At 74.3% G+C, this 24,543-nt stretch carries 15 protein-coding genes and 2 pseudogenes; 16 read left to right on the forward strand and 1 reads right to left on the reverse strand.

The window, feature by feature from the left end; translation table 11 throughout:
• The first annotated feature begins 14 nt into the window (after positions 1–14).
• From ACZ52J_RS40020 to ACZ52J_RS40095, 16 genes and pseudogenes are all read left to right on the forward strand, one after another.
• Positions 15–2,036, forward strand: a complete 2,022-nt coding sequence (locus tag ACZ52J_RS40020; protein WP_465626048.1) for an ATP-binding protein — start codon at positions 15–17, stop codon at positions 2,034–2,036.
• Complete coding sequence (locus ACZ52J_RS40025; RefSeq protein WP_465626050.1) at positions 2,027–2,362, forward strand: hypothetical protein; 336 nt, start codon at positions 2,027–2,029, stop codon at positions 2,360–2,362. Before ACZ52J_RS40020 ends, ACZ52J_RS40025 begins: the two co-directional genes overlap by 10 nt.
• Entirely contained in the window at positions 2,359–8,490 is a 6,132-nt protein-coding gene (locus tag ACZ52J_RS40030) for an eCIS core domain-containing protein (protein ID WP_465626052.1), read from the forward strand. The genes ACZ52J_RS40025 and ACZ52J_RS40030 overlap by 4 nt, the downstream gene beginning before the upstream one ends.
• A gap of 13 nt (positions 8,491–8,503) precedes the next feature.
• Positions 8,504–9,076 carry a HEAT repeat domain-containing protein gene (locus tag ACZ52J_RS40035; RefSeq protein ID WP_465626054.1) on the forward strand — a complete coding sequence of 191 codons (573 nt, stop codon included), beginning with the start codon at positions 8,504–8,506 and terminating at the stop codon, positions 9,074–9,076.
• Complete coding sequence (locus tag ACZ52J_RS40040; RefSeq protein WP_465626074.1) at positions 9,073–9,720, forward strand: CIS tube protein; 648 nt, start codon at positions 9,073–9,075, stop codon at positions 9,718–9,720. The genes ACZ52J_RS40035 and ACZ52J_RS40040 overlap by 4 nt, the downstream gene beginning before the upstream one ends.
• Complete coding sequence (locus tag ACZ52J_RS40045; RefSeq protein WP_465626056.1) at positions 9,717–10,070, forward strand: LysM peptidoglycan-binding domain-containing protein; 354 nt, start codon at positions 9,717–9,719, stop codon at positions 10,068–10,070. The genes ACZ52J_RS40040 and ACZ52J_RS40045 overlap by 4 nt, the downstream gene beginning before the upstream one ends.
• The gene (locus ACZ52J_RS40050) at positions 10,063–11,220 is read left to right on the forward strand and encodes a hypothetical protein (RefSeq protein WP_465626058.1); all 1,158 of its coding nucleotides are present in this window, start codon (positions 10,063–10,065) and stop codon (positions 11,218–11,220) included. The genes ACZ52J_RS40045 and ACZ52J_RS40050 overlap by 8 nt, the downstream gene beginning before the upstream one ends.
• Before the next feature lie 22 nt (positions 11,221–11,242).
• Complete coding sequence (locus ACZ52J_RS40055; protein ID WP_360262629.1) at positions 11,243–11,752, forward strand: phage baseplate assembly protein V; 510 nt, start codon at positions 11,243–11,245, stop codon at positions 11,750–11,752.
• Between the two features lie 14 nt (positions 11,753–11,766).
• On the forward strand, positions 11,767–12,099 hold the full coding sequence (locus tag ACZ52J_RS40060) for a hypothetical protein (protein WP_465626060.1): 333 nt from the start codon (positions 11,767–11,769) through the stop codon (positions 12,097–12,099).
• Between the two features lie 11 nt (positions 12,100–12,110).
• Positions 12,111–12,584, forward strand: a complete 474-nt coding sequence (locus ACZ52J_RS40065; protein WP_465626062.1) for a GPW/gp25 family protein — start codon at positions 12,111–12,113, stop codon at positions 12,582–12,584.
• Positions 12,581–15,790: a putative baseplate assembly protein gene (locus ACZ52J_RS40070; RefSeq protein WP_465626064.1), complete on the forward strand. Its 3,210-nt coding sequence runs from the start codon at positions 12,581–12,583 to the stop codon at positions 15,788–15,790. Before ACZ52J_RS40065 ends, ACZ52J_RS40070 begins: the two co-directional genes overlap by 4 nt.
• A complete protein-coding gene (locus tag ACZ52J_RS40075) occupies positions 15,787–19,560 on the forward strand; it encodes a putative baseplate assembly protein (protein ID WP_465626066.1) in 3,774 nt (1,257 codons plus the stop codon). Before ACZ52J_RS40070 ends, ACZ52J_RS40075 begins: the two co-directional genes overlap by 4 nt.
• Positions 19,561–19,660: 100 nt before the next feature.
• Entirely contained in the window at positions 19,661–21,880 is a 2,220-nt protein-coding gene (locus ACZ52J_RS40080) for a hypothetical protein (protein ID WP_465626068.1), read from the forward strand.
• Between the two features lie 56 nt (positions 21,881–21,936).
• Positions 21,937–23,352, forward strand: coding sequence for a DUF6519 domain-containing protein (locus ACZ52J_RS40085; RefSeq protein WP_465626070.1), 1,416 nt, complete (start codon positions 21,937–21,939; stop codon positions 23,350–23,352).
• 105 nt (positions 23,353–23,457) lie between these two features.
• Positions 23,458–23,559, forward strand: a pseudogene (locus ACZ52J_RS40090) (aminotransferase class I/II-fold pyridoxal phosphate-dependent enzyme); the annotation flags it as partial.
• Positions 23,549–24,369 (forward strand): annotated as a pseudogene (locus ACZ52J_RS40095) (IS5 family transposase); the annotation flags it as partial. The pseudogenes ACZ52J_RS40090 and ACZ52J_RS40095, both read left to right, overlap by 11 nt.
• Here the strand turns inward: ACZ52J_RS40095 and ACZ52J_RS40100 are convergent.
• Positions 24,364–24,543, reverse strand: a 180-nt coding sequence (locus ACZ52J_RS40100) for a hypothetical protein (RefSeq protein WP_465626072.1), incomplete at its 5' end; no start/stop codon positions are given. The pseudogene ACZ52J_RS40095 and the gene ACZ52J_RS40100 overlap by 6 nt on opposite strands.

Consider the following 24,543-nt stretch of genomic DNA (forward strand, 5'->3'; position numbering starts at 1 on the left):
ACAGGGGGTTGGAGATGAGCACGCGCCGGAGACAGGGCCGCGACGGCTCGGCGGACGACTCGCACCGGGAGTCGATGTCCGCCGCGGTCGCCGCCGTGCTCGAACGGGTCGACGCGCACGCGGCCGGCCGTACGGCAGAGCCCGCCGTCCCCTCGGCCCCCGGCACCCGCCGGGGCGGGCGCCGCCAGCCCGCCACAGCCCTGGACGCAGTCACCGCTTCCTTCGGGCTCACCCCGTTCGAGCGCGACGTCCTCGTGCTGGCCGCCGCCCCCGCGATCGACCCCACGGCCGCCGCCCGGTGCGCCGCGGCGGGCGGCGACCCGGGGCGCGCGTACCCGACCTTCTCCCTCGCCCTCGCCGCCCTGGACCAGCCGCACTGGAGCGCGCTCACCCCGGTGGGCCCGCTGCGCCGCTTCCGGCTGGTCGAACTGGACGATGAGACGGCGCTCACCGCCTCCCGGCTGCGGATCGACGAGCGGGTGCTGCACTTCCTGGTCGGCGTGCCGTACCTGGACGTGCGGCTGCACGGCCTGCTCACCCGGGTAGGACCGCTCGGCGAGCTACCCGGCCCACACGAGCGGTGCGCCGCCGAGCTGGCGCGGGGGTGGACCTCGGCCGCGCTGTCCGGCCCGCCGCACACCGAGCTGACCGGCGCCGACCGCCGCACCCGCTGGGAGATCGCGGCGGAGGCGGCCCACCGCGCCGGACTCGGCCTCTACGCCGCGCACCGCGAGGACCTGCCCACCGAGCCCGCCGAGCGCGAGCAACTCGCCCGGCTGTGGCAGCGCGAGGCGATCCTGATCCCGGCCGCGCTGCTGGTGGAGAGCGGGGAACCGGGCCGGGAGCGTCCGCAGGCCCCGAACGGCGCGGAGGCCTTCCTCGCCAGCCTCGCGGTGCCGCTGGTCGTGTCCGGCGACGAGCCCCCGCCCGCCGGGGCCTCGGACCGTACCAGGCTGACCGTGCCCCCGCTCGGCCCCGAGGAGCAGCTGGGGATCTGGGCCGAGGCGCTGGACGGTGCGCCGGGGGTCACCGAGGGCGGACTCCGCGCGCTGGCCGCGCAGTTCTCGCTGCCCGGCCATGTGATCCGCTCGGCCGCGGCGACCGCCCGGCGGGCCGCCGAGTCCACCGGCAACGGCGGGGACGGCGGGGAGGGTGCGGCCGGCGGGGAGGGTGCGGACGTCAGCCGACTGGCCTGGCACGCCGGACTCGTGGAAGCCCGGATGTCCCTGGACGAGCTGGGCCGGCGGGTCGAGCCGCGCGCCGGCTGGGACGACCTGGTCCTGGAGGAGCGCCAGCGCGCGACGCTGCGCGAGATCGTCGCCCACGTCCGCCGGCGCGGCACCGTCTACCAGGAGTGGGGCTTCGAGTCGGTGCTGCGCCGCGGCCTCGGCGTGACCGCGCTGTTCGCTGGCGGGTCGGGCACCGGGAAGACGCTGGCAGCCGAAGTCGTGGCCGGGCAGCTCGGCGTGGACCTGTTCGTCATCGACCTCTCCCAGGTCGTCAGCAAGTACATCGGCGAGACCGAGAAGAACCTCCGGCGGGTCTTCGACGCGGCCGAGCGCGGTGGCGCGCTGCTGCTGTTCGACGAGGCCGACGCGCTGTTCGGCAAGCGCAGCGAGATCAAGGACAGCCACGACCGTTACGCCAACCTGGAGGTCAGCTACCTGCTGATGCGGATGGAGTCCTATCGGGGCCTGGCCGTGCTCACCACCAACATGAAGAAGGCGCTGGACCCCGCGTTCATGCGGCGGATCAGGTTCGTGGCCGACTTCCCGTTCCCCGGAGTGCCGGAGCGCGCCGAGATCTGGCGGCGGGTCATCCCCGCGCAGACCCCCAGCCGGGGTGTCGATCCGGAGCGGCTCGCCCAGCTCACCGTGGCGGGCGGCTCCATCCGCAACATCGCGCTGTCCGCCGCCTTCCTGGCCGCCGACGAGGACTGCCCGATGCAGATGCGGCACCTGCTGGCCGCCGCGCGCACCGAGTACCTCAAGCTGGAGCGCTCGCTGTCGCCTTCGGAGGTCTCCGGATGGATCTGACCGAGGGGCCAGGGGCCGGGCGGGGCAGTGCGGGAACGGGCGGTGCCGGGCGGATCGAGGTCGAGATCGGCGAGCTGGTCCTCGACGGCTTCGCGCGGATCGACCACGACCGGCTGACGGCGGCGTTCCGGGGCGAGCTGGCCCGCCTGGTCGAGGCGCGCGGGGTGCCGATCGCGGTCGACGGCGACCGTGCGCTGGACCTGCTCTCCGGACTGCCGCCACTGCCCGCGGGCGCCTCGGCGCAGCGGCTCGGCGAGGCACTCGCCCGCGCCGTGCACACCGGGCTGTCCGGCGGTGGCCGGGCGCCGGAGCGGGGGCGGACATGAGTCGACTCAACGCTCCCGCCCGGGACTCCGGGCCGAACGCCAAGCAGGGCGAGGGCCGGCGCAAGACGCGGGCGCCGAAGGCCCGTACGCCCGAGCCGAAGGAGATCGTCTCCGGCGCGGGCCAGCCGCTGGACCCGGGCCTGCGGCGGGAGCTGGAGGCGCGGCTCGGGCACGACCTCAGCCGGGTCCGGGTGCACACCGACCGGGACTCCGCCGCGCTGACCGAACTGATCGGCGCGGACGCCGTCGCCGTCGGTCCGGACCTCTTCTTCGGCGAGGGCAAGTACCGCCCGGCCGGCGAGGACGGCAGGCGGCTGCTCACCCACGAGCTGCTGCACACCGTCCAGGCCCCGAACCCGCTCGGCGCGCTGCGGGCCGGCCGCGATCTGGGCGCGGTCAGCCTGCCGCAGGACGCAATCGAACGGGAGGCGGAGCACGGCGCGCGCGAGGACCGGCCGGCGGCGGCGACGCCGGGTGCCACGCCGGGCTGGCTCCGCTACGCGACCGTCGACGCCGACCGGTTCCGCACCGAGCGGCTCGACCCGGCCACCCTGGTCGACCGGCTGGCAGCCGGCATCCTGCGCTCGCTGCGCGGGGACCCGACCGACTCCTCCGGCCGGGTCCGCCTGCAACTCGCCCGCTTCGCACCGGAGTTGCAGGCCTCCGTACTCGCCCGACTGGCGGACCGGCTGCCTTCGTCGGACTACACTCGGGTGCTGGAGCTGGTCGAGGCCGCCGAGCACCGCCCGGCCGACGTGGACGGCGCGCAGACGCCCGAGCCGGTCACCGATCCGGTGACTGCTTCCGACCGAGCCACCGACGAGCGCGAGCAGACGGACGAGCAGGACCGCGACAAGCAGGACCGGAAGCGTCGACTCGACGAGGAGGCTCGGCAGTCGGACGACCCGAAGGGCCGGCGCAAGCGCCGCAAGGGGCACGGCGGCAAGGACGGCGAGGACGGCCAGGAGCGCCCGGAGCAGCAGGACGAGCAGCAGGCCCAGCCCGCGGAGGACGAGGCCGCGCAGACTCCGCCGGGCGCGCAGCCGGCTCCGCAGCCGGAGGCCGGTCAGGCCCGGCCCGCCGCCGACGCACAGCCTCCGGCCGTCGAGGAGGCGCCCGGGACGACCGCCGACGCGGGGCCGGAGCAGGCCGCCACGACGGAGGAGGGCGCCCAGCCGACTGCCGTCTCCGTACCCGGCTCGCCCGAAGCCGGACCGACGGACGCCGCCGCCCAGCCCTCGGCCGGCACGAAGCCGCAGGAGCCCGCCGCCGCGCCGCTGCCGCAGCCGGCACCCGTCAAACCCGAGCGCCTGGACGCGATCGCGCGGGCCGAGGACAGCCCGCTCGCCCGGCACGGACTGCTGGAGGGCGACCAGCAGCAGCGCGAAATCCGGGACGAGGAACGGCCGTTGGGCATGGAGCCCGGCGCGGACGCGGAGGTCCACGACTCGCCCGGCGCCGGCGAGGACCGGCAGTCGCAGTCGGCCGCCCCCGGGCCGGAGCTCAACCCGGGGGACTTCCTGCCCTCGGCCGACCTCGACGTGTCCGGTGTGCCGACCACCGATCAGGTCCAGGTGGCTGCGGACGGCGCGCCCCCCGTGTATGCCGAGGCGCCGGAGTTCCCCGCGCCGCCCGCGACCAAGGCCGACCAGGTGCAGGCCGAGCGGGAGAGCCGGCCCGAGGACGAGACGGAGCCGACGGCTCCCGAGCAGGCCCGGCCCGAGCAGGCCCGGCCCGACCCGGCCCAGCCCGAACCGGCACAGCCCGTGGCTGCCCCCGCGCCGGGCCCCGCCGCCGAGGCCGAGGACCGGAGCGCCCGTGACCTCCAGCCGGAGCAGCCGGTCGAGCAGGAGATCGGCCCCGACCCGACCACGAACCCGACCGCACCCGCGGCACCGGCCGCCGCCGCGCCCGCCCCTGCGGAGCCGCAGCAGCCGGAAGCCCCCGCCGATGAGGCACGCGAGGCCGAGCCCGCGGCCACACCCGAGCCGCAGGGCCCTGGCCCGGAGCTCACCGCTGCCGCCCCCACCACGGCAGGTCCGCTCGGCGGCGACGGCCCGGACGGCCCCGGCGCCACTCCCGACACCGGCCGCGACGCCGGCGCCGCCCCCGGCCCGGCGGCCGAGCAGGCCGACGCGCCCGCCGGACTCGCCACCCAGCCCGCCCCGGACGCCTCACTGGAGTCCGGCGGCGGTGCCTGCGCGGGCCCGCAGCAGCCCACCACCGAGGCGGAGCCGGACGGTGCCGGTGGCAACGGCGGAGGCGCCGGTGGCGGCTGCGCGGCGGGCGGCGCAGCCGGGGGCGCCCCGCCCAAGCGGGAGGAGCAGCCGCCCCCGCCCGACGTCTCCGCCCAGGACCCGCAGAGCGCGCTCGCCACCGCCGCGAGCCTGCCGCCCGACCGGATGGCCGCCACCCTGGACGGCGTGGACGGTTCGGTGGACCGTACGGTCGGCGAGCAGCACGCCCGGCTGCAGGCCGCCCCACCGGCCGTCCAGCGCCCGTCCGGCGCCCCGCAGACCCAGTCCGGCCCGCCCGAAGCCGCGCCGCCCGCCGAGGCGGTGACGGAGCGGCTGGAGCGGGTCGGCCCGCAGGCCGCGGACGGCAAGCAGCAGAAGGCCGAGCAGAAGAAGGTCGGGGGCCGGAACCCCGGCGACCGGGTCGCCGCGCCCCACGTCGCCGACGACGCGAGCAACCAGGTCTCGCCGCAGGAAGTGCAGCAGGTGCAGGGCGCGGTCGGCGACGTGCCCACGACCGACCCGGCGTTGAACACCACCGTCGGCCCCGCGCCGAGGGTCGAACTGACCGGGGAGAGCGACCCGGCGCGCACCGACCAGCAGGCGGCGAAGCTCAAGGACAGTTCCACAAAGATCCTCGGCGTCGGCCGGGAGGACGCCGCCAAGCCGATGGGCGAGGACCGGATCTACCCGGACGTGCCGAAGGAGACCCTCACCGCCTCCGTACCGGGCGGCGGGGGCAAGGGCGGGGGCGCCAGGGCCGGCGGCGCGGTCGACACCCAGCCGGGCATCGGCATCGTGACCCAGCAGGAGCGCGGCCCGCAGATCCAGGCCGCGGTCGGCCAGGGCCAGAGCCGGCTGGGCTCCGAACAGGCCGAGCAGAAGCAGGGCGAGGCCGATGCGCGCCGGCAGAACCAGGCCGAGGTCGACCAGGCGGTGGCCGACAACGCCCAGGCCCAGGCCGGCGAACGGGGTGAGGCCACCGAGAAGGTCAAGGCCGAGCGCGAGCAGTGGCGCACCGAGCAGGACCGGAAGGTCACCACCGCGGACCAGGACTCCGACGCGGAGCACCAGGACAAGAGCGGCCGGATCGGCAAGAAGCGCACCGAGGCCGACAAGGACGTCCAGGACCGTCAGCAGCAGGACAACCAGAAGATCCAGGACAAGCGGAAGGAGGCCGAGGAGAAGGCGCAGAAGGAGAAGGACCGCAAGAAGGAGGAGTCCGAGGGCTGGTGGGGCTGGGTCAAGTCCAAGGTCAAGGCGGCCTTCGACGCGCTGGTCGAGGCGGTCACCAAGGTCTTCGACTACTTCCGCGGCCTGGTCAACGACATCATCGACGGCTTCCGCAAGTTCGCGGACTGGGCGATCGACCAGGCACGGAAGTTCGCCGTCGACCTGATCGACAAGCTCGCGGACGCGCTGATCAAGATCTGCGATGTCCTGCTGGCGGCCTTCCCCGAACTGCGGGACAGGTTCCGCAAGAAGATCGAGGAGTGGCGCGACAAGGCCGTCGCCAAGGTCAACGAGTGGGCGGACAGGCTCAAGAACGCCGTGAACAAGCTGCTCGACCTGCTCGCGGCCGGACTGAACGCCCTGCTGAACGCGCTGGAGGCCGGGCTCAAGGCCGCCATCGAGGCGGTCCGCAAGGCCGTCATGGACGCGATCGACTTCGTGCAGAAGGCGATCGCGATCTTCGGCGAGTTCGCGGTCCTGATCGGCGACATCGCCTCCGACCCGGGCGGCTGGCTCAAGAAGCTCGGCACCGCCGCGATCGACGGCATCCAGCACTACCTGTGGGGTGCGATCAAGAGCGCGGTGCGGACCTGGTTCAACGAGAAGGTCGAGTCGGTGGTCGGCCTGACCTCCACGATCGTCAACGTGCTGGTCAAGGGCTGCATCTCGATGGCCCAGATCGGACGGATGGCCTGGCAGGCGATCGTCGCCTCGCTGCCCGGCATGATCGTCTCGATCGTCGTCGAGAAGCTGGTGTCACTGATCGTGCCGGCGGCGGGCGCGATCATGGCGATCATCCAGGGCCTGGTGGCGGCGTGGAACACCATCAGCAAGATCGTCGCCGCGATCGGGAAGTTCGTCACCTTCCTGAAGGCGGTCAAATCCGGCTCGGCCGCCTGCCTGTTCGCCGACGCGGTCGCGGCGGGCGTGGTCGCGCTGCTCGACTTCATCTCCAACTTCCTGCTCAGCAAGCTCAAGGGCGCGGGCAAAGCCGTCGGCACCAAGCTCAAGGGGATCGCCCAGAAGATCCTCAAGGGCCTGGCCAAGGCTGGTCGCGGTGCCCGCAAGGCCGCCGGAACCGCCGTCAACAAGGCCCGCGCGAGCCTGCGCCGGGCCACCCGGTCACTGCGCAAGCCGCCCTTCCCCGGCCGCGCCCGCCCCGCCCGCCCGGCCCGTACCGGCCCCGCCCGGCACACCGTCCGGCAGGCCGAGCGCCACCCCTCGGCCACCCTCGGACGCCCGCGCCGCGAGGTCACCCGCCCGAAGTCCTCCGCACCCCGCCGCCCCGTCTCGGCGGTCGGCCGCGCGCTCAACTCCTCCCGCCAGACCGTCAAGGCCGCCCTCAACCGCGTCCGGGTCGCCGCCCGCACCCTCGGCCGCAAGCTCCTCGACAGCAAGCTCGGCCGCGCCCTCACCAACGGCGCCCACAAGATCCGCGACGCCTACCGCAAACAGCGCGACCGTCTGCGCGCCTGGCACCAGAAGCGCCAGCAGCAGCGCGCGGACCGCCGCAAGCACGAGAACTCCCCGGACGCGAAGAAGCAACGCCTCGAACTGATCGTGGCCCGCATCCGGCCGCGGATCGAGCGCCTGCTGGCACGCGGGGTCCGGCAGGTGGTGCTCCGGCCCCTCCTGGCCGGGATGCGGGCCTGGTACCGGCTCACCGGGCTGGCGGAGGTCGGCAGTCCGGCCTTCACCATCGATGCCCAGCTCAACCCGACGGCCAGGGCCGCAGGCGGCTTCGAGCTGACGGCCGAGGAGATCCGCGGGATCATCCGCAAGCAGGCGGAGGGCCTGTTGGACCGGGCCGACGTCATCGCGGTCGCGACGCACATGCGGATTCTCAAGCACCAGGCCGGTGCCGATGCCGTGAACCAAGCGCTGCGGACACAGGGGGCACAGGACATACCCGGCGTCGTCCACTACCTGCGGAACCGCGGCACGGACCTCGACGTCTCGACCGCGCAGGGCGGTCCTCTCATCGTCCCGCCCTACAAGGTCGGTTGGGGGAAGATGGAGCACTACACGGTCGGCCCGGAGGGGGGAGCGGTCAGGGAGCAGAACCGGGGCGCCGGCAGCAACGCGGTCACCAAGGGGGTCGGCAAGTACCCGGAGATCGCGGCCGACCTGTCCCGCGTCGGGCTGACCGACATGAACTTCGCCATGGCGCTGAGGGCCTACAGCACGAACAGCCACCTGCCCCCCTCCTTCACGCCGGAGCAGCAGGCCCTGGTGCGCAACGCTCACTGGCTGATGTTCGTCCGGGAATCCGTCCGGAGCCCCGCGAACCTCGGCTACGCGGCCATGACGACCGATCTGCTGGCGCGCGGACCGCAGGCCGGCGGGCTGGACCGGAACCAGGCGTTCGCCCAGTACGAGGGCAACCGCCGGGGTGACCGGGGGCAGTTCCCGATGTCGATGAGGGGCGCCGCAGCCGCGGCGCGCGGTCTCAAGCAGGAGGAGGCGGGCCTGCTCACCAACCTGGAGAGCACGGCGGCCGATCGCAACGAGCTGAGGTTCCGCGAACTGCAGCTCGGCGAAGCCTGGGCACTCGCCAAGACCGGCGGCGTGGGGATCGCCGCCACGACGGAGGCGGACACCGTCAAGAAGGGCGAGAACCTCGTCCAACAGTTCCTGCTGCAGTTCTACGGCCTGAGATAAGAGGAAGACTCGCATGTCCCGATCGTTCACCCGCCTGGTCCTCACGCCCGATTTCAGCGAGCACGACTTCAAGCTGGTCGTCTGGGACCTCTTCTGGGACCTCCTCGACCTCGGACGGAAGGAGGACGGCGCCGTCGTCGACAGCTGGCTCACCCCGGGCGGCGGAGCCGAGGTGCACTACGTCGACGACGGGATCATCGGCATGCGGTACGTCACGATCCGGGGCGACGGCACGGCCGACACCGAGGCGGAGCTCCGGTCCCGCTGCCGGGTCTGGGCCCTGGACGAGGCCTTGACCGCCCTGCGTCAGGCTGCCGACCGGAACGACAAGCTCATCGCCCTCTACGCCGCCGCGCTGACCGCCGACGGCCCGGAGGACCGGTCGGTGGTCGAGGCGCTCGCCGACACCGCCCGGGACGACGATCCGGCGGTCCGACAGGCGGTGGTGCTCGCCACCGGGTACCTGCCCTGGCCCGGCCTGGTGGCCGTGGTGGAGGAGCTGAGCCGGACGGACCCGGTGGACCACGTCCGGCACAACGCCCGGGTCCTGCTGGAGGGTCTGGCCCGAACGGAAGGCGACTCCTGATGCCCTACGCGGACATTCCCAGGCCCGTGCGGTCCGGGCTGGTCATCGTGGATCCGCAGCGGGGGACGCCGCAGCGGGTCATCGTGCTGCAGTTCAATCCGGACAGCCTGGAGCGGTCGTTGGCGCCGCAGGTGGCGGGGGCGGACGGGAGCGGGGACCGGACGGAGGCGCTGCGGCTGAAGGGGCCGGCCGTGGAGACGTGGAAGTTCACCGCGGAGCTGGACGCGACGGACCAGTTGGACGTGCCGTCGCCGAACGGGATCCATCCGCAGCTGGCGACGCTGGAGTTGCTGGTGCAGCCGGCCAGTGCACAGCTGAGGACCAATCAGGCGCTCGCCGCGGCGGGGACCCTGGAGATCACGCCGGTCGAGGCGCCGCTGACGCTGTTCACCTGGGGCAGCAAGCGGATCCTGCCGGTGCGGCTGACCGAACTCACCATCACCGAAGAGGCGTTCGACATCGAACTGAATCCGATCAGGGCCGCCGTCGCGATCGGCCTGCGCGTGCTGACCGTCACCGATCTGCCGACCGGCCACCGCGGGGCCGAGCTGTACCTGGCGCACCTGGCGCAGAAGGAGCGGTTGGTCGGCGCCGCGGCCGACGGCCGGTTGAGTGTGCTCGGCCTGGGAGGGGGACTCCGATGACCGTCGACCCCGCGTCCGGCGCGCTGCCCGCGCCCTCGCCGTACCCGCTGACCAGCCGGTACCACGGCGTCCCGGTGGCCCTGCACACGACGCCGGACGGGCGGCAGGTGCCGTACCTGCGGCGGAGGCTGCTGCCGAGCGCGGACGGTCTGACCCCGCTGGCCGAGCACACCGTGAGCGCCGGCGACCGCCTCGACCTGCTCGCGAACCGCTACCTCGGCAGCGCCGACCAGTGGTGGCGGATCGCCGACGCCAACCCGGTGGTCGATCCGCGGGAGTTGACCGCGACGCCGGGCCGGCGGATCACCATCGCGCTGCCCGGTGCGGTGCCGGGGGTGGGCAATGCCTGACCTCTCGGCCGTCACGGGAGGCGGGCCGGTCGGGTCGATCCACCTCAGCCTGCTGATGGGTCCGCAGATCCCGGTGCCGGTGCCGCAGCCGGTGACGGACGCCCTGCTGTCGGCGCAGGTCACGGTGGCGTCCGGGCAGCGCAGTGGGTTCCAGCTCGCCTTCGACCTGTCGAAGCAGGGTCTGATCAACACCGCGCTGCTGCCGGGCGGCTTCTTCGACCCGAAGATCAGGGTCGTGCTGATGGTGACCGTCACGGGCACCCCGACCGTGCTGATGGACGGTGTGATCATCCGCCAGGAGGTGGGCATCAGCAACCAGCCCGGCCAGTCCACGCTCACCGTCACCGGCGAGGACCTGACGGTGCTGATGGACCTGGAGGAGCAGGCCGGGGTGCCCTTCCCCGCGATGTCCCCGGCGGCCCGGGTCGCCGCGATCATCGGAAAGTACGGGCAGTACGGCATCCTGCCGCTGGTCGTCCCCGAGCTGGTGCCGCAGACGCCGATGCCCACCCGGCGGATCGACTTCCAGAAGGGCACCGACCTCGGGTACGTCAGCGAGCTGGCGAAGGCCAACGGTTACGTGTTCTACCTCGACCCGGGCCCGGTCCCCGGGATGAGCCGGGCCTACTGGGGGCCGGAGAACCGGCTCGGCGTCCCGCAGCACGCGCTGAACGTGAACATGGACGCGCTGTCCAACGTCGACCAGCTGACCTTCGCCTTCGACGGCACGGCCCGCGAGGAGCCGGAGGCCCGCATCCAGCTCCCGGCGACCAAGGTGTCCTCCGTCCTGCCGGTGCCGGAGGTCAGCGTCCTGCGCCCGCCGCTGGCGCTCAAGCCCGCGCCGGCGCTGAAGAAGAAGGTCATCGCCGACACCGCCAAGAAGGACACCACCCAGGCCGTCGCCGAGACCATCGCCAAGGCGATGCAGTCGGCGGACGCCGTCTCCGGCTCCGGCCAGCTCGACGTCGTCCGCTACGGGCACGTGCTGCGCCCGCGCGAGCTGGTCGGCGTCCGCGGCGCCGGGCTCACCTACGACGGCCTCTACTTCGTCAAGAGCGTCACCCACAACCTCAAGCGCGGCTCGTACACCCAGAACTTCACCCTGACCCGCGAGGGCCTGATCGCCCTCCAGCCGACCGTCATCCCCTAACACCGCAGCAGGAGTTGCCCGCATGGCCGAACCGACCCGCTACCTCGGCAAGTTCCGGGGGACGGTGGTGAACAACGCCGACCCGCTCGGGATCGGCCGCATCCAGGCCCAGGTGCCCGACGTGCTGGGCGAGGCCGTGTCGACCTGGGCGATGCCCTGCTTCCCGGTGGCCGGTCCGGGCATGGGGCACTACGCGGTCCCGCCGGTCGGGGCGGGCGTGTGGGTGGAGTTCGAGCAGGGCGACCAGAGCTACCCGATCTGGACGGGCTGCTGGTACGGCTCCGCCTCGGAGGTCCCGGTGGAGGCCACGACCGGCCCGCCGGGGGCGCCGAACACGGTGCTGGAGACCACCGGGCGGCGGGTGATCGTCCTGTCCGACGACCCGACCACGGGGATCACGCTCCGCACCCCGAGCGGGGCCTCGATCGTGATCAACGACTCGGGCATCCAGATCAGCAACGGCCAGGGCGCCTCGATCTCGCTCGTCGGCGCCACCGTTTCCATCAACCAGGACGCCCTGAGCGTGACCTGACGGGGGAGAACGTCATGACCGGAAATCTGCTGCACGTCAATGCGACGGTGACCTGCCCGCACGGCGCCCAGGCGACGGCCCGGCCCGCCCAGGCGCGGGTGCTGGTCGCCGGCCAGGCCGTCACCAGTACGGCCGACCCGTACACCGTGACCGGCTGCCCGTTCAACGTGGCCGGCAAGCCGCAGCCCTGTGTGACGGTCCGCTGGGTGCTGCCGTCCGCCCGGATCCGGGTGAACGGCTCCCCCGCGCTGCCGCAGTCCGCCATCGGGCTGTGCCAGAGCGCCGAGCAGGTCCCGCAGGGGCCGCCGGTCGTGACCGTCGTCCAGCAGCGGGCGGAGGGCGTATGAACACCAGGCCCATGAACACCAGGCCCATGGACACCGGGCCCATGAACACCGGGGGTGCGCACGCCGCACAGCAGCCCGGGCCCGGCGCCGGGCCGACGGCTCCGCTGCCCGGTCCGGCCCGGACGGACCTCGCGTTCCCGTTCCGGATCGACAGCCGCGGGCGCACCGCCGAGGCGGCGTACGACGACCATGTGCGCGACCTGATCGAGCAGTTGCTGTTCACCAGCCCCGGTGAGCGGGTCATGCACCCGGACTTCGGCTGCGGGCTGCTCGACCTGGTCTTCGCGCCGAACAGCCCGGAGCTGGCGGCCACCCTGCAGCTGTCCGTCCAGGCGGCGCTGCAGCGGTGGCTCGGCGACGTCATCGAGGTCGCCGGGCTCGACGTGGAGAGCGAGGACAACGTGGTGCGGGTCGAGCTGGCCTACGTGGTCCGCCGGACCGGTACGCAGCGGCACGACGTGTTCGAGGGCGGGGTGGCGGCATGACCGGGCGATCCGAACGCCCGACGGCACAGTGCGGGGCGGACCCGCGGCGCGCCGACGTGCGCGCGGCGCACCTGCTGGGCCTGGACGGCGCCGAGCCGGAGGACGACGGACGCACGCTGACCGTGACCTTCCTCGGCCGGGCGCCGGGCGAGCTCGGCCTGGAGAACATCCGCGTCGACGGCGGCCGCCGGATCACCGGACTGCGCGCCCTCGCGGTCGATATCGAGCGCGCGGACGACCCGGAGCTGGACGACCGGATGCACGTCACCCTCGACCGGGCCGGCGACACCTCCCGCTACCGGCTGACCGTGGTCGAGGCGGACGCCTACGGCCGGCCGGGCACCCGACCGTACCCGGGCTTCGACCCGAGGTACGCGAGCACCGGGTTCTCCTTCGGCGCCGACTGCCCCTCGCCCTACGACTGCCGCACCGAGGAGAGCTGCCCGCCCTCCGCCCCGGCGTCCGCCGTCATCGACTACACCGCCCGCGACTACGAGAGCCTGCGCCGGCTCGTGCTGGACCGGATGAGCCTGACCACCCCCGGCTGGACCGAGCGGCACCTGCCCGACCTCGGCATCACCCTGGTCGAGCTGCTCGCCCACACCGCCGACCAGCTCTCCTACCAGCAGGACGCGGTGGCCACCGAGGCGTACCTCGACACCGCCCGACGCCGGGTCTCGGTACGCCGGCACGTCCGGCTGATCGACTACGCCGTGCACGACGGCTGCAACGCCCGGGCGTTCGTCGCCCTGGCGACGGACCGCCCGCTCACCCTCCACCCCGGCGGCTTCCGCTTCGCCGCCGTCGACGTCAGCCGGCTCGGCCCGCAGGAACGCCCGGAGCTGTCCACGGTGATCCCCGACGAGCAACTGGACGCGCTCAGCCGGACCGCGGCGGTCGAGGTGTTCGAGCCGCTCGGCGGAACGGACCTGGTGCTGCGCCCCGAGCACAACACCATCCGGTTCTGGACCTGGGGCGACCAGGACTGCGTCCTGCCGAAGGGCGCGACCTCCGCCACCCTGCGCGACGACTGGCACGAGGCCGACCGGCCCGAGGACCGCACCCGGCACCTGGCGCTGCGCCCCGGCGACCTGCTGGTCGTCGAGGAGGTGCTCGGCCCGCGCACCGGCGCCGCCGCCGACGCCGACCCCGCGCACCGCCAGGCCGTCCGGCTCACCTCGGTCACCCACCTGGTCGACGAGCTGTACCGGCAGCCCGTGGTCGAGGTCGAGTGGGCACCGGAGGACGCCCTCTCCTTCCCGGTCTGCCTGTCCGCACACGGCGGGAGCGACTGCGGCCCGATCACCGACGTGAGCGTCGCCCGCGGCAACGTCGTCCTGGTCGACCACGGCCGCTCGCTCACCTTCTGCGGCGGAGCCCCGGAGACCTTCGCGGTGCCGCCGGAGCCGGTCCGGGTGGCACCCTGCGGGCCGGACGGATCCGGCTGCGCGGACCGCACCGGGGGCAGCCCCGCCGCGGAGGCGATCCACGAACTGCTCGACCGGACCAGGACCGGCCGCCAGCTCGGCCCGCAGCAGGTCCGCGAGCTGTACGCGCTGCTCGGCGAGGCGGCGGTCCGGCGGGCCGGGCTGAGCATCCAGCTCGCGCCGGGCGCGAGCGCGGAGGGCGAGGACGGCCAGGGCAGCGTGGTCGAGCCGCCCACGGCCGACGCCCAGGCGGCGACGCTGGAGACGCTGCTCGACCAGACCCGCTACCCCGTCCTGCCGCAGCCTTTCCGGCCGGTGCTGCGCTACGCGCCGGTCACCCAGGCGGCCGCCTACCCCGACCGGGCGCACGTCTGCGCCCGGCAGGCCGCCCTGCTCGCCGGCATCCCCGAACGGGTCCGCCGGCGGCTGGAGGAGCTGTGGCACCGGGCGGACTGCGGCCACCCCCTCTCCCGCGCCGAACTCGCCGAACTGACCCTGCTGTTCGGGGCCCAGGTGGTCCATGAGCTGCACCTCGCCGAACGGCCCGCCGCCGGGCTGCGTGAACTGCTGGCCCGCCGCACCCGCCTGCTCGCCGCCAAACTGCGCCGCCTCGAGGTGCTCACCGCCCGGGCCCGCTCCGGCGGGGTGCTCCGGCGGCCCGGCGTCTGGGAGGTGGCGCAGAGCTGGGGCGGCCGGTACGCCTCCGGGCTCGACCCCGACTCCCCCGCGCTGGCCGGCCCGGCGTCCGGGATCGCCGTCCAGGACCCTCGTGCCGCACTGCCGGCCGTCCGGGCCACCGCCGGGGGCCAGGAGTGGACGCCCCGCCGGGACCTGCTCGCCGACGGCCCGCGCGACCGGCACTTCGTCGGCGAGCCGGAGGACGACGGCCACCTCGCGCTGCGGTTCGGCGACGGGCGGCACGGTCAGCCGCCCCGGCCCGGCGCGGAGTTGCGGGTCGCCTACCGGATCGGCAACGGCACGGCCGGCAACGTCGGCGCGGAGGCCATCAACCACCTGGTGGTCTGCCAGGACCAGCCGCCCCACCCGAGGGGGCGCAGCACCGTCGTACCGCCGCAGGACGCGCTGCTCCGGGTCCGCAACCCGATGCCCGCGAGCGGCGGCACCGATCCCGAACCGCTCGACCAGGTACGGCAGTCGGCCCCGCTCGCGCTGAGCCGCACCCGGCTGCGCGCCGTCACCGCCGCCGACTACGCGGAGCTGGCCGCAACCCTGCCGGGCGTCCGGCGGGCCGCCGCCGAACTCCGCTGGACCGGCAGCGTCCAGGAGGTCCACGTCGCCGTCGAGCCGTACGGGCACGCCACCGCGGACACCGCCCTGCTCGAAGCGGTCGGACACGGCCTGGAGGCGTACCGCCGGATCGGCCACGACCTGGTCGTCCGCCCCGCCCTGGTGGTGCCGCTCGACCTCGAACTGCAGGTCTGCGCCGCCCCGGGCTACCAACGCGGCCACGTGCTCGCCGAGTTGCGGCGGGGCTTGAGCAACCGCGCCCTGCCGGACGGCCGCCTCGGCTTCTTCCACCCGGACGCGCTGGGCTTCGGCGAGCCGGTGCGGGTCTCCCGGCTGGTGGCCGCGGCCGCCGCCGTACCGGGCGTGGTCAGTGCCCGGGTCACCCGGCTGCGGCGGCAGTTCGGGCGGGACGACGGCGAGCTGGCCGAAGGGCTGCTGCGGCTCGGCGGGCTGGAGATCGCCGGCTGCGACAACGACTCCGACTGGCCGGAGAACGGCCGGCTCTCGATCGTGATCGGAGGTGGCCGATGAGCGGCCAGTGCACCTGCGGCTGCGCGGGCACCGCCACCGCGACGCCGGTACCGCTGTTCAACCCGCCCGGGCTCGACGCCATCGGCTACCGGGTCGGCGGCTACGGGGAGTTCCTCGACAGCCTGCTCGCCCGGCTGTCCGGACCCGCCTACCCGGCGCTGCGCGACCTGACCGTCCGCACCCCGGACGACCCGGCGATCGCGCTGCTGGACTCCTGGGCCGTGCTCGCCGACGTGCTCACCTTCTACTCGGAGCGGATCGCCAACGAGGGCTACCTGCGCACCGCCACCGAGGAGGGCTCGCTCACCCTGCTCGGCCGGCTGGTCGGGCACCGGCCCCGGCCCGGCGTCGCCGCCGACACCTACCTCGCCTACACGCTCGACCACGACCCGCGGGCCGCCGAGGACCCGACCGTGACCATCCCGCGCGGCGCCCGCAGCCAGAGCGTCCCCGGCCCCGGCGAGGACCCGCAGTCCTTCGAGACCGCCGAGGACCTCGCCGCCCGCTCCGCCTGGAACGAACTGGCGGTGCTGCGCCGCCGCCCGTACCAGCTGACGCCCGGACAGCTGAACCCCGGCGGCCGGGCCGAGCTGTTCGCCGCCGGCACCGCCAACAACATCAAGCCCGGCGACCGGCTGCTGTTCGTGTTCAGCGCCGACAAGGCAGCCGACCCGGTCCACCGGGTGCTGCGGCTGGTGCCCGAGGTGCGGCTCGACCGCGAGAACGACGTCACGGTGATCGGGCTGCCCCGGGACCTGCGCACCCTCAAGGACCTGCGCGCCGAGCTGGCGGACTGGATCACCGTCACCGAGAACGCTCCGAACCCCAGGCCCGGGCACAGCCGGATCGTCCGGGACTTCGACGACCAGGTGCTGGCCCCGCTGCGCGCCGACCTCGACCGGCCGTCCGGCCCGCTGAGCACCCCCGCGGACTTCGCCGAGCGGCTCGCCCCGGTGATCTCCCGGTCGGCCGAGGCCGCCGAACTGGCGCGCTCCCAGCAGCCGGTGGCCGACTGGTTCGGACGCCTCGGCGAGGAGCTGTCCGGCCTGCGCGACCGCGCCCACCAGCTGGAGCCGCCGCAGGCTCCCGACAAGCCCGGACCGCACCCTCCCGGCATCGGCACCGCCGACCCGGCCGTCCGCGGACTCGGCTCGGTGCTGGCGGCGCTGCGCACCGCCCCCACCCGGCCCCCGCTGAGCGCCCGGGACCTCGCCCGCGACCCGCAGCGCCTGTTCGCGCCCGGCTCGGACCTCGGCGTGCAGCTGCTGTCCGCGCTCGACCCCCGGCTGCGCGACGGCCTCTACCCCGCCTGGCGGCGGGTCGACCTGACGGCGCCGCTCGCCGTGCACGAGATCCAGGCGATGCGGGTGGTCGCCACCCCGTTCGGCGCCACCGCGCCGCTCAAGCCCGTCTACGGCAACGACGGCCGGATCGACCGCTACGTGGACTGGCCGCTCTCCGGCAGCACGCTGATCGGCGTCCGGGTCGGCTTCGACACCGCCGGCACCGTCCCGAAGACCGCCGACTTCACGTACGTCGAAGCCGGCAGCCTGACGCACAACGCCTTCTCGCTGCCGTGGGACCACACCTTCCCCTTCGGGCCCGGACAGGTCAAGGTGGTCACCACCGAGCCGCCGGCGCCGAATCCGCACGCCGCCGCCGTGCGCGCCGCCGTGCCCGCTCCCGACCAGGAGGCCGGGGTCAGCGCCAAGTTCCTGGCCAAGCTGCCCGAGCGCACCGTCGTCGTGTCCCGCCCGCAGGCCGACGGCCGCATCCACGTGAAGGTCGACGGCGGGCCCGGCGCCGCGCTCGACTACCAGCTCGACCCGGGCCAGGAGAAGACCGGCGAGTCCGGCGAGCTGAACGTCCGGGTCCACCGCTACACCGCGACCGACGAGTCGCCGCCCGCGGTCGAGGTGGTGTTCACCACCAAGCTGCAGCCGGTCTCCGGCACGGTCCTCGCCCTCGACGCCGTGTACGACCAGATCGCGCCCGGCAGCTGGGTGGTCATCCAGCGCCCGCGCAAGGGGATCGACGGCGGCATCCCGGGCAGCCGCGACCTCGCCGAGGTCATCACCCGGGTGACCGACGTACGCGTGATCTCCCGCGCCGACTTCGGCATCACCGGAAAGGTGACCGAACTGTCCCTGCAGCAGCCGTGGTTGGACGAGAAGGACACCCAGCTCTCGGACATCCGGGACGCCACCGTCTACGCCCGCGGCGAGTCGCTGCGACTCGCCGACGAGCCCGTCACCGAGGAGGTCCACGGCGACCGGATCGAACTCGCCCGGCTCTACGACGGGCTGACCCCCGGCCGGTGGATCGCGGTCAGCGGCGAGCGGACCGACATCCCGAACACCACCGGGGTCCGGGGCACCGAACTCGCCATGATCGCCGGCGTCGGGCAGAGCGTCGACCCGCGCCTGCCCGGGGACACCGTCCGCACCGCCATCACGCTCAGCGCCCGCCTCGCCTTCCGCTACCGGCGCGACACCGTCCAGGTCCTCGGCAACGTGGTCCGCGCCACCCAGGGCGCCACCCGCGACGAGGCCATCGGCAGCGGCGACGCCGGCATCCCCGGCCAGCGCTTCACGCTCTGGCAGTCGCCGCTCACCTGGCTCGCCGCCGACACCCCCAGGGGCGCGCGCAGCACCCTGGAGGTCCGGGTCGACGGGGTGCGCTGGCACGAGGTCGACAGCCTCGCCGGGCGCGGCCCGGACGAACAGGTCTACGTCAGCGCGACCACGACCGACGGCCGCACCACCGTCACCTTCGGCGACGGCGTGCACGGTTCACGCCTGCCCACCGGCCGGGAGAACGTCCGCGCCCGCTACCGGATCGGCATCGGCGAGAGCGGCAACGTCGGCGCCGGACGGATCACCCAGCTCACCACCCGCCCGCTCGGCGTCTCCGCCGTCGTCAACCCGCTGCCCGCCACCGGCGGCGCCGGACCGGACGGCCCGGGCCTGGCCAGGCGCACCATCCCGCTCGCCGTCACCGCCCTGGACCGGCTGGTCTCGGTGCCCGACTACGAGGACTTCACCCGCTCGCGGGCCGGCATCGGGCGCGCGAGCGCCACCCGGCTCTCGGACGGCAGGCGGGAGCTCGTCCACGTCACAGTGGCCGGGGTGGACGACATCCCGCTCACCGCCGACTCCGACCTGATCCGCACCCTGCGGTCCTCGCTCACCACCTACGGCGACCCGAAGCTGCCGGTCGAGGTCGCGCCGCGCGAACTCGTCCTGCTGGTCGTCGCCCTGAGCGTCAAGGTCGACCCGGACCACTCCTGGGACCTGGTCGAACCGGCGCTGCGCCGCGCCCTGCTCGACCGGCTCGGCTACGCCGGGCGCCGACTCGGCCAGAGCGCCCACCTGTCCGAGGTGCTCACCGCCGCCCAGGCCGTCCCCGGCGTGGACTGGGTCGAGGCCGACGCCTTCACGGGCGTGCCCGGCAGCCTCACCCCGGAGGGCCTGGAACACCTGTCCGAGCGGCTCGCCCAGCCGCAGCCGACCGTCCCGGCCCGACTCGCCCGCTTCGACGAACAGCGGTACCGGGTGCGGGGCCCCGAAGCGGAGACCCTCACCGAGATCGCCGCCCGCAACGGCGTCTCGGTCGCCGAGCTGCTGCGCCTCAACCCGTCCGTCACCGACACCCGGCCGCTGCCGCCCGGCCGCGTGGTGACGGTGTTCCGCGGCATCCGCCCGGCCCAACTCGCCCTGCTGTCACCGAACCTGCCCGACACGTTGATCCTCAAGGAGGTGCTCCGATGAGCGAGCGGTGGGGGTCCCCCCGGCCGGAGGCCGGGGGAGAGCGAACCGTCAAGAGGCGCGTGTGGGCGAATGCCCCTGCCGAGCGAAGCGAGGTGGGCGCATGAGTCGTGATCCGGACGAACTGGTGGAGCTGCTGCCGCAGTGGCACCGGCTGCGGGACGCCGAGGCCGGCGAGCCGCTGCGCGCCCTGCTGGCCGTCATCGCCGAGCAGGTCGACGTCGTCCGCAGCGGCGTCGAACAGGGCTACCAGGACTGGTTCGTGGAGACCGCCGCCGACTGGGCCGTCGCCTACCTCGGCGACCTGGTCGGCTACCGGATCCTGCCCGGCTACGAGGAGGTGCTCGCCACCGGCCTGCACGGCGGGGCCTCCCCGGAGCGGGCCGCGGCCCGCGACCGGCTCGCCGCCCGGCTGGCGCCGCGGCACGACGTCGCGAACACCGTCGCCAACCGCCGGCGCAAGGGCACGCTCGCCCTGCTGGAGGAACTGTCCGCCTCGGTCGCCGACTGGCCGGCCCGGGCCGTGGAGCTCTCCCGGCTGCTCGGCGGCACCCAGCCGGTGCGGCTGCTGCGCCCGGACGAGGAGCCGGCCGACCGTCAGCGGCTGAGCCGGGGCCGGCTGGTCGACGTGCGGCGCGGCGCCGAGCTGGACCTGCTCGGCGGGCCCTTCGACGGGCAGGCGCACACCGCCGACGTCCGCCGGGCCGCCTCCACCCGCCGCCAGGGCGGCTACACGCCGGCCGGTGTCGCCCTGTACGTCTGGCGGCTGAAGCCGTACCCGGTCACCCGGGCGCCCGCGTACTGCATCGACCGGGCCAGGAACCTCTTCACCTTCTCGGTCCTCGGCAACGACGCCCAGCTGGTCACCGAACCCGAGCCGGAGCCGTCGACCACCCACCTCGCGACGATCGACAACGTGCCGGCCCCGATCCGGCGCCGGCAGCTCTCCGAGCGCCTGGCCGACTACTACGGGCCGGGCAAGAGCTTCGCCATCTGGCGCGACGGCGCCCAGGAGCCGGTCCCGCCCGCCGAGATCACGGTGGCCGACCTGAGCGGCTGGACGTACCGGCCCAAGCGCGGGCAGGTCGCCGTCGACCCGCTGCTCGGCCGGATCGCATTCGGCGCCCGCTCCGCCCCGCGCCGCGGCGTCTGGGTCGACTACCACTACGCGTCCGGCGACGACACCGGCGGCGGGGAGTACCCGCGCGACCGCCCGGAGGCCCGGCACCGGACGGTCTACCGGGTCGGCCCCGGCGGGCCGTACGAGCGGATCAACGACGCCTACGAGAAGTGGCGCGCCGACCAGGAGTCCGGCAGCGCGGGCGGCGCCGCCATCATCGAGATCACCCACAGCGGCGCCTACCAGGAACAGCTGGACTTCGACCTGACGGCCGACGACCGCCTCGAACTGCGCGCCGCCGAGGGCACCCGGCCGGTGATCCGGCTGCTCGACTGGTACAGCAACCGGCCGGACGCGCTCAACGTCCGGGGCGTCCGCCCGGGCGGGCGGCTGGTCCTGGACGGGCTGCTGATCACCGGTCGCGGCGTCAACGTCACCGGACCGCTGGCCTCCGTCACCCTGCGGCACTGCACCCTGGTGCCGGGCTGGTCGCTGGAGCCGCACTGCGAACCGCACTCGCCGCAGGAGCCCAGCCTCGTGCTGGACCACACCACCGCCTGCGTGACGATCGAGCGCAGCATCCTGGGCACGATCCAGGTCGTCGGCGACGAGGTCGACACCGACCCGCTGGAGATCCACCTCGCCGACAGCATCCTGGACGCCACCGGGCCCGAGCGCCCGGCGCTCTCCGGGCCCGACTGCGAGCACGCCTACGCCCTGCTGCACGCCCACCGGTCCACGGTGGTCGGCGAGGTGCACACCCACGCGGTGCCGATCGCCGAGGACTGCGTGTTCACCGGGCGGCTGCGGGTGGCCCGCCGCTCGCTCGGCTGCCTGCGGTTCTGCTACGTCCCGCCGTGCTCGCGCACCCCGCGCCGGTACGAGTGCCAGCCGGACCTGGTGCGCTCGGCGGTGACCGAGCTGGTCGAGCGCGGCGAGCTGGACCCGGCGCAGGCCGCCCGGCTGCGCGAGCTGGAGGCCGAGCGGGTCCGCCCGCTGTTCACCAGCCTGCGGTACGGCACGCCCGGCTACGGCCAGTTGGCCGCCGGGTGCGCGCCAGAGATCACCCGCGGCGCCGAGGACCGCTCCGAACTCGGGGCCTTCCACGACCTGTTCCAGCCCCAGCGCGAGGACAACCTGCGGGCCCGGCTGGCCGAGTACACCCCGGCCGGCACCGACGCCGGGATCTTCCACGCCTCCTGACCCGCTCCGACGACCCGCCCCGACGACCCGCCCCGAGTGAATCCGAAAGGGAAACCGTGCACGCAGACTTCTCGCGCCTGACCTTCCGGCCCGGCAAGCACTACTCCGCGGTGCTGACCCAGCAGGGCCGGGTCCAGCTCGACGCCGACGCCAACGAGCAGGCCGCAATCGAGCGGTACCAACTGCGCACGCTCGCCGCCGACCTGATCGGCCGCCGCGGCGGACCGGCCGCGGCGGCCGGATTCGCGATCGGCTACCTGCCGGGCAACCACGACGTGGACGACCTCACCATCGGCGGCGGCCGCTACTACGTGGACGGCATCCTGTGCGAGGCCGACCGGCCCGAGCCCGGCATCGCCGTGCCCCACGACGGCGGCCAGGGCGACGGCGGCGACGCCCGGGAGGCACCCGCCGGCTGGACGTACTGGGACCAGCCGGACGCCTACCGGGACCAGGAGCGCGACGGCGACCGGCTGCCCGGCGAATTCCCGTTCCTGGTCTACCTGAAGGTCTGGGAGCGCAGCGTCACCGCCGTCGAGGACCCGGAGATCCGCGAGGTCGCGCTCGGTGCGGCGATGCCCGACACGGCGGCCCGGGCCAAGCTCGTCTGGCAGGTACTCGCCCTGCCCGCCTCGGAGTTGAGTGTTCCGGACGGCGGGGCGTCCCGGGTGCGGGAGGCCTTCGACGCGTGGGCCGAGGCGCACGAGCGGCCGGGCGGGCTGCTGGCCGCGCGCGCCCGGCGGCCGGAGCGGGCGAGCGAGGACCCGTGCCTGGCCCACCCCGAGGCCGGCTACCGGGGCCCGGAGAACCAGCTGTACCGGGTGGAGGTCCACCACGGCGGCTCGGCGGAGGGCTGCGCCACGTTCAAGTGGTCCCGGGAGAACGGCTCGGTCGTCCTGCCGATCGCCTCGATCGAGGGCGTCTGGGCCGACCTCACCACACTGGGCGACGACGACAAGCTCAGCCTCTCGGTCGGCGACTGGGTCGAGGTCGCGGACAGCGCGTACGTCAGCCGGGGCGAGGCGGCGAACCTGCTCCAGGTGGAGGAGACCGACCTGCCGGGGCGCCGGGTGCGGCTGTCCGCCGAACCGGTGCCGGAGGTCGGGCGGCTGGCCGAGCGCCACCCGTTCCTGCGCCGCTGGGACCACCGGGCGCCCCGCGGCCGGGACGCCCTGCCGCTGGCCGGCGGCGCCCTGCAGCTCCAGGAGGGCGCCTGGCTCGACCTGGAGGACGGCGTCCAGGTGTACTTCCGGCCGGGCGGCGAATACACCCGGGGCGACTACTGGCTCATCCCCGCGCGGACCGCCACCGGCTCGGTGGAGTGGCCGCAGAACGCGGCCGGCGAAGCGCTGCTCCGGGAACCGGCCGGAGTCCGGGTGCACCATGCCCCGCTCGCCTGGGTGAAGGGCCCCACCACGGTCGTCGACCTCCGGCAGACCTTCGCCCCGCTGACCGCCCCCACCCCGCAGTAGGGCGTGTCCACGGCCCGCGCATCGAGTACCTCATCGGCCAGACCCCGCCCCAGGCCTGGCCGAGGCCGTCACCGGACACCCCGCCAAAGGGCGAGCGCTCCTACGACCGGGCCGCACGAGGAACTGCTCGTTGGTCGGGACGCGCACACGTCCGTCATCGCCGGCCTCGTCCTCGCCGGCGTCCGGCCGGTCCGGGTGGAGCCCCAGCTACTCCTGGGCGCTCAAGGGCGTCTTCCAGGTCTTGATGGACGGGATGATCGCTGAGGCCGCCGCGCGCGGCCAGGTTGACTTGTCGCTGGTCAGCGTCGACTCCACCGTCGCCCGAGCACACCACCACGCGGCCGGGATGGTCGTGGACGCCGAGCTACTGGAGGAGTTGGAGAAGGCGGTCGCAGAGGAAAAGGGGATCCTGCGAAGGGACAAACCGGGCCGGTAGCCGACCAGGGCAGTGCTGCGGACGAGGCCGCACGAGAAGGAAAGCGCCGCATGCGTCGGCGCCGCCGGGCGCGGCTCAAGGCAGCCGCGCTGGGGCGTTCGCGGGGCGGGCTGACCACGAAGACCCATCTGGCGGCCGAGCGGCGCTGCCGTCCGCTGTCCTTCGTGGTCACGCCGGGCCAGAGCGCGGACAATCCGCAGTTCACCGCCGTCATGGACAAGATCAAGGTCCGCGGCCCGGTCGGCCGGCCCCGCACCCGCCCCGACGCGGTCGCCGCAGACAAGGCGTACTCCGCCCGCGGTACCCGCGCCTACCTGCGCAGACGCCGCATCAAGGCGGTGATCCCGGAGAAGGACGACCAGGCCGCCAACCGCAAGAAGAAGGGCAGTAGCGGCGGACGGCCCGTCAGCCACGACGTGGACCTCTACCGCGACCGCAACACCGTCGAGCGCGCCATCAACAAGATCAAGAACTGGCGGGGTCCGGCGACCCGCTACGACAAGACCCCGACCAGCTACGAAGCCGGCCTGCACCTGTGCGGTGCCGTCATCTGGCTCCGCAGCCTGAGACCCACATCATGATCCAAACTCAGAACACTCCCTAGCGTCCCAGCCGTAAAACCCCATCCCCCACCCATTCGGAATGGTGCTCTTGTCGTCGGTGTACTGCGGAAGCACGTCGTACAGCACAGGACCCTGAGGCATGATCTTCCCGGATCTGGTCTCAAATGTCCGCATGCTGCTGGCGATCCTGCC

This window comes from Kitasatospora sp. NPDC034035, from assembly GCF_055575755.1.